This window comes from Paraburkholderia sp. BR13439, assembly GCF_040948805.1.
In the GTDB taxonomy this organism is placed as follows: Bacteria; Pseudomonadota; Gammaproteobacteria; order Burkholderiales; family Burkholderiaceae; genus Paraburkholderia; species Paraburkholderia youngii.
The window spans coordinates 1-5,579 of record NZ_JBFPKN010000077.1; the positions used below are offsets into that span (position 1 = coordinate 1).

The following is a 5,579-nucleotide window of genomic DNA, read 5'->3' on the forward strand; positions in this document are numbered from 1 at the left end:
CGGTTTCTTTAGCAGCGTGCGCGTCTAACGCGGGCATCACCCATTCGCGTACCCGCTGCAGGACCGCCCGGTCAGACCATTCTGCCTTGGCCACAAAATGGTGGAGTGACTGGTGCTTCGCACTCGCGTGAAGTGGGTCAATATGCGCGGCCATCGGCTCGACGCTCTTGCGTGACAACGGCAATACCAGGCCCGAACAGTAACCCTTGAGGCCGGCATGGCGATCGGCGTGCCCTAACGCCTGCGCCAGATGGTTCAGATACGCGTCAAATTCGTCGATATCTTCTCTCATCGCGATCGCCCCCTGCTATGGCCACATTATCCCGGTTCACTTCGGGCACACTTGCACTCATGCGACGCCTCTTTCGTCAGCGTTCGCGATCGAATCGACCGGCGGCAACGCGTCCTCGAGGTCTAACGGAAGTCTCCGTTCGCAACTGGGCCGTCCTTGGCATCTGGCATCGGCATGTCGGGCGCCACGCCAAGTTCATGCATCGCTGCATACGCGATCCGGGCGAACACCGGCCCGGACACGTCACCGCCGAAATGTTTGGCTCCTTGGGGCTTGTCTACAGATACAGCTATCACGAGCCTTGGACTCCGGATCGGAATGATCCCCACGAACGATGCACGGTAGGCGTTGCGCTCATAGCCGTGCCGCGTCGCAGTGTAGGCCGTGCCCGTTTTACCGCCGACGCTATAGCCAGGCACCTGCGCGTCCGGCGCAGTACCGTCCTTGGAAACGACACTCTCCAGCATCGCCCGCATTTGGTCGGTAGTCCGTTGCGTGAATACCTGTGTGTCCGCCACAGTCGAGCCATCTCGTTTGTATAGCGTAAGCGGAACGAGCCGACCATTGTTGGCGAACACCGTGTATGCCTCCGCAAGCTGGACGAGTGACATCGAGACGCCGTAGCCGTAAGACATCGTCGCCTGTTCGATTCGCCGCCATTTACTCCATGGTTTCACGATGCCGGCAGCCGCGCCTGGAAAGCCAAGCTTGGGCTGCCGGCCAAAACCCAATGCCGAGTAAAGCCCCCACATTTCCTCGGGCTTCATCGTCAGGGCAATCTTCGATGCGCCAATGTTGCTGGACTTCTGGATGACCTGGGCGACAGTCAGCGTACCGAAGTTCGCATCGTCAGTGATAACCGCGCCGTCAAGCGAAAATCGCCCGTCGGTTTCCACAATCGAACTGGGCGTAAGCCGACCCAGGTCGAGCGCGAGCGATACGGTTAGAGGCTTCATGATTGAGCCCGGTTCGAACACGTCGGTCACGGCGCGGTTGCGCAACGCGGGGCCGCGCAGGGCCGACCTGTCGTTGGGATCGTAGCTCGGGTAATTTGCAAGCGCGAGAATTTCTCCGGTGTGTCCGTCAACCACGATCGCGGATCCGCTTTCTGCATGGCTCGAAGTGACTGCGTCCCGAAGGGCCTCGTAAGCGATGTACTGGATGCTGCGGTCGAGCGCGAGCTCGATATCCGCCCCATGTTTAGGACTCTTTACGCTCCCGAGGTCACTCACGATATGGCCGACCCGATCGCGCACGACGAGTTCTCTCCCGTCCACCGAGTTGAGCTCACTTTGTGCTCCGAGTTCAACACCCTCCTCGCCCCGGCCCTCCGTATCCGTGAAACCGACCACCTGAGCGGTAACTGCACCTTCCGGGTACACGCGCTTATATTCGGGCAGCTCATAAATACCTGGGATGGCGAGTGCTTCGACCTGACGGGCGACGTCTCGCGAGATCTGATGCTTCAGATAGACGAACGTCTTGTCGCTTTCAATTTGAGTGTTCAGTTGCTGATCTGACATTCCTAGCAATTGCGCGAGCATGGCGAGTTTGCCTGGCTGCACATTGTCCGGAATCCCGCTTGCGTCCGCCCACACTGCCATCGTTGGGACACTCGTAGCCAGCACGCGACCGTTGCGGTCGACGATTCGGCCTCGATCGGTTTGCAGGTCGATGACATGGTCGACACGCTCGTCTCCTTTCGATTGGTAGAAGCGACTATCGAGCACCTGAATCCAAAGGGCACGTGCGATGCACGCAGCGAAACCGATCGTTATCAAGGCCATTACGACCGTGGATCTGCCTCGGTGGCTGGAGGTCTTCAGGACCGGGCTTTCATTGAAAGTTACGCGACGGGTCATTTACGAAGCACACAGGGACTCTCACTTACGGCAGGAGCTGCCAACACCAGTGACATGTTCTGCTGGCAAGAAAGCAGTGAGAGTTTTCGTTGTAAGCGCACATGGAGCGACCCCGGCTCCCCGGAACAGAAACATTTGATAACCGCCTCTTCACGCAATTTTGTCGCGTCATGCGAAAGATGACGACGCGCGCCTTGGGGCTGCTTTGCGACAAACAAGCGCGAATCCGCCGCGTCGGCACGCTGCGGATTAAATGCACCGCGCTCTCGCATGGACGAAGGCTGAGCGCGGCGTCGCTACCGTAGAATATCTCTGTTCTGTCGGTCCGTCGAGCACTGCGACGTTCTGCCGCCACCGGCGGACCGTCCGCCTCGCGTTTATCGCGCGAACGGGATGTCGAGAGACCGCAGATAAGTCTGCAGGCCAGCATCTTGCAGCGGGATAACGTGCGCGGCTTCGTCGGACTCATTGAAGTGGGCGTGCCAGTAGCCAGGGGCGTGACGAAGGCCATGCCCGGCGTCCAATCCACGCGCACTGGGTGCGACGATGTCGCCATTGGCATCCAGTTCCGTGCCGACGAGCGTATAGACACCCGGCTTGCAGTTGGGGATGAAGTCGAGCGCGATCGACTGATGGCGATGCGGCTTTTGCATCGTCTTCGGTGCAACGACACCGAACATGGCCCACATCGAATGCGTCACCGTGCGAGTCTGCGGAAAGTGCGCGTTACCGAGAAGGATGCTTACGCGGTTGCGTTGAGCTGCACCCGGAGCATTCGAAACCTTTTCGAGCTCTTCCTTCGCACGCGCCACCGGATACAGCGTCGGGGTGAAACGCGCACGCGAGAAGTCGGCGCCCAGATACGAAAGCAGAGGGCCGTCGTTGACGTAATAGAGACGAGCGGTGCCCTCGGCCGAAATCACAACCTCGCCGCCACCCGGAGGCGAAAAGAAATCGCCGGCGCCGAAGCTGAACGCCGTGCCGTTCTGTGCGACCGTGCCGTGTCCTTCCAGCACGTAAAACACCTGGGAGGTCGCGTTTGGGTTCACGGACACCTTTTCGCCTGCAACAATGCGCACGAAGCTGGCCATCAAGCCCGGACCCGTAGCCGGATAATCGACGCCGAGTTCGGACGAAAGGTCCAGCGGCACGATACGGGTAGGGCCGTTATCGTAGAGCGAGTTCAGGAACGTGCGATACGGCACGCGCGAAATCAGCTTCGCTCCGATCGGATTCGCCGAGGACGTGTATTCGAAATACTCCGCGTCGCGCGTGACTTCGTCGTCCTGGAGACTGAGCGTCGCAATAGAGGTCTTGTCAAGCATAGGATTCTCCAAAAAATTAGGTGCGTTGCTTGAAGGGCGCTACCGCTGACGTCGGCCGCAACCAACCTTTGCCGGCAGCGTTGACGCAAACTATAGGCATTGCACCTTGCTATGCGGAACTACGCTCGCTCGAAATCACCTTTGCGTAAAGGGCATAACCGTCCTCCCTGCCGACGCTCGCATTCGACCTGCGCAGTGCCAACGCTGGATTGAAAATGTAGAGTCGAATGCGCGCAGGACAGGCGTCTCGCGCATCGCGCGGAAGTACCGAACCTGCAACTCTCTATTGCCGCGATGGGCATGCTGCGGCCGGCGGGTTGATAGCCCGCGGCTCCGCTTTGGCGCGTCGCGCATATGTATGAAGCGGACGGCAATACTCCGGCCGTTGCAGTGCAATGCTCGTCAATCGCTGTACCGCTCTGTGTATCGCTAGTCTGTACGCCCGAACGCGCACGTCGGTGGATAGAATTGCTTCGGATTGACTCTCCGAGCAGGTGGAACGACGAACTGTTCTAGGCAGTATGACTCCCGCGAGGTAAAGGCTGGCCTGCCGTGAGAAATCAAACGCGGGATAGCATGACTGCCAGAGCCGCACGGTGTGGACAGGACCGCACCCGGCGATTTCCAGCGCGGAGGCCGGCGGGTAGCAGCAGCGTATTACTACGCCGCCGCCCCCTAAGAACGCAGCGTGCGACTTTCACCGCACTGCGCTCAAGCACAGCTAAAGTGTCGTCTCGACACCGGTCGTGTCCGAGTGCACACGACCTTCGCGCGCATCACATCGTTGATTCGCCCCATTGCTGGGGCGAGAGGTGCTGAACCGTAGCGCTACCGGTCTCTTCCAAGCTTCCTCTCGTCGAATCTGAGACGTTGGCCCGCGACAGCCGCACCATGCGGAAGTCTGCGCCCTTTCAGGCTGGGGCAAATCTTGAACCCCTATGCTGCCCATTACAGGCGGCCGTTCGCTTTTTCCGCACTCCTATACCCGCTCCCCCAACAGCTCGCCTTACGGCTTGCCTGCCTTCGATTCGATACACCGAGACGAAGGCGAGAAATCGGGCTTACCACGTTCCCTTCCATGCCGACCCGCATCCTCGCGTGGGTCTATCCGGTTAGCACCTGCCTGTTTTCCGATGGCGCCTCGACGACGTGCCCCCACATGCCAAGAGAGCAACCTGCCATTTACCTTTTGGTTCAAGCCTGACAGCAGCTTTGGCTTGTTCGTTTTTACGGAAATTCACACGGCAATTCACTTATGTTGCGCATACGGAACTTGCCTGGCCTTCACACCGCACCGCTGCTTGCAGTGTCGATCCCCTCGTCGCCGAGTGAACCGTCTTTCGAGAAGTACGTTGTCTCCGGAGCTTCATACCCGACCGTTTCCAGTCACGCATGTCCAGGTAGGCAACTGCTGGTCGTACAGCAGGTCACGGAACTTGAGTCCCGGAAGTGGGGGACTCAGGGTGTGACAAGACAAGGAAGAGCTTTGCCATCCAATACTTCAACCGGTTTACGTCCGGCAGACGGCGACACGTGTCGCAAAGCATGGAAAACGATAGCACGTTGTACGTCGGATTAGATGTTCACAAGGAGTCGATCACGGCTGCCTATGCGCTCGGCACTGGCGAGGTCGAATTGCTCGGAAAGATCGGGACGACGAAGGCCGATATCGATCGGCTATGCAAGCCCCTGCAGTCTAAAGCGCGGCACATTCACCTTGTCTACGAGGCCGGTCCGTGCGGCTACGGGCTTTACCGTCAGCTCGTGCAGAAGGAATTAGAGTGCATGGTGTGCGCGCCATCGTTGATTCCCAGGAAGCCCGGCGAACGCGTCAAGACAGATCGACGCGATGCAATCAAGCTCGTGCGATCTCTGCGCGCTGGCGACCTGTCAGCGGTGTATGTGCCCAGCGTGGAAGACGAAGCATTCCGCGATCTGGCTCGCGCATGGGTGAGCGCGAAGGATGATCTAAAGGTAAGCACCCGGCGAAGTCATCTTGATCGGCAAGTCGTGCCGCCCGACGATCATGTCCATTCAAATTTTAAATGGACAGGTGTACATGACGGACGAAGTCGAGGTTGTCCAGGATGTGGTGCAGCC

At 59.1% G+C, this 5,579-nt stretch carries 3 protein-coding genes and 1 pseudogene; 1 reads left to right on the plus strand and 3 read right to left on the minus strand.

What is annotated here, in order from left to right:
- From AB3X96_RS41865 to AB3X96_RS41875, 3 genes and pseudogenes are all read right to left on the minus strand, one after another.
- A partial coding sequence (locus AB3X96_RS41865) for a transposase (protein ID WP_368594328.1) occupies positions 1–292 on the minus strand: 292 nt, incomplete at its 3' end.
- A 122-nt stretch (positions 293–414) separates the two neighbouring features.
- A complete protein-coding gene (locus AB3X96_RS41870) occupies positions 415–2,079 on the minus strand; it encodes a peptidoglycan D,D-transpeptidase FtsI family protein (protein WP_368594329.1) in 1,665 nt (554 codons plus the stop codon).
- A gap of 452 nt (positions 2,080–2,531) precedes the next feature.
- Positions 2,532–3,479: pseudogene (locus AB3X96_RS41875) on the minus strand (cupin).
- Between the two features lie 1,545 nt (positions 3,480–5,024).
- On the opposite strand from AB3X96_RS41875, the gene AB3X96_RS41880 reads away from it, so the two are divergent.
- Positions 5,025–5,579, plus strand: a 555-nt coding sequence (locus AB3X96_RS41880) for a transposase (protein ID WP_368594330.1), incomplete at its 3' end; no start/stop codon positions are given.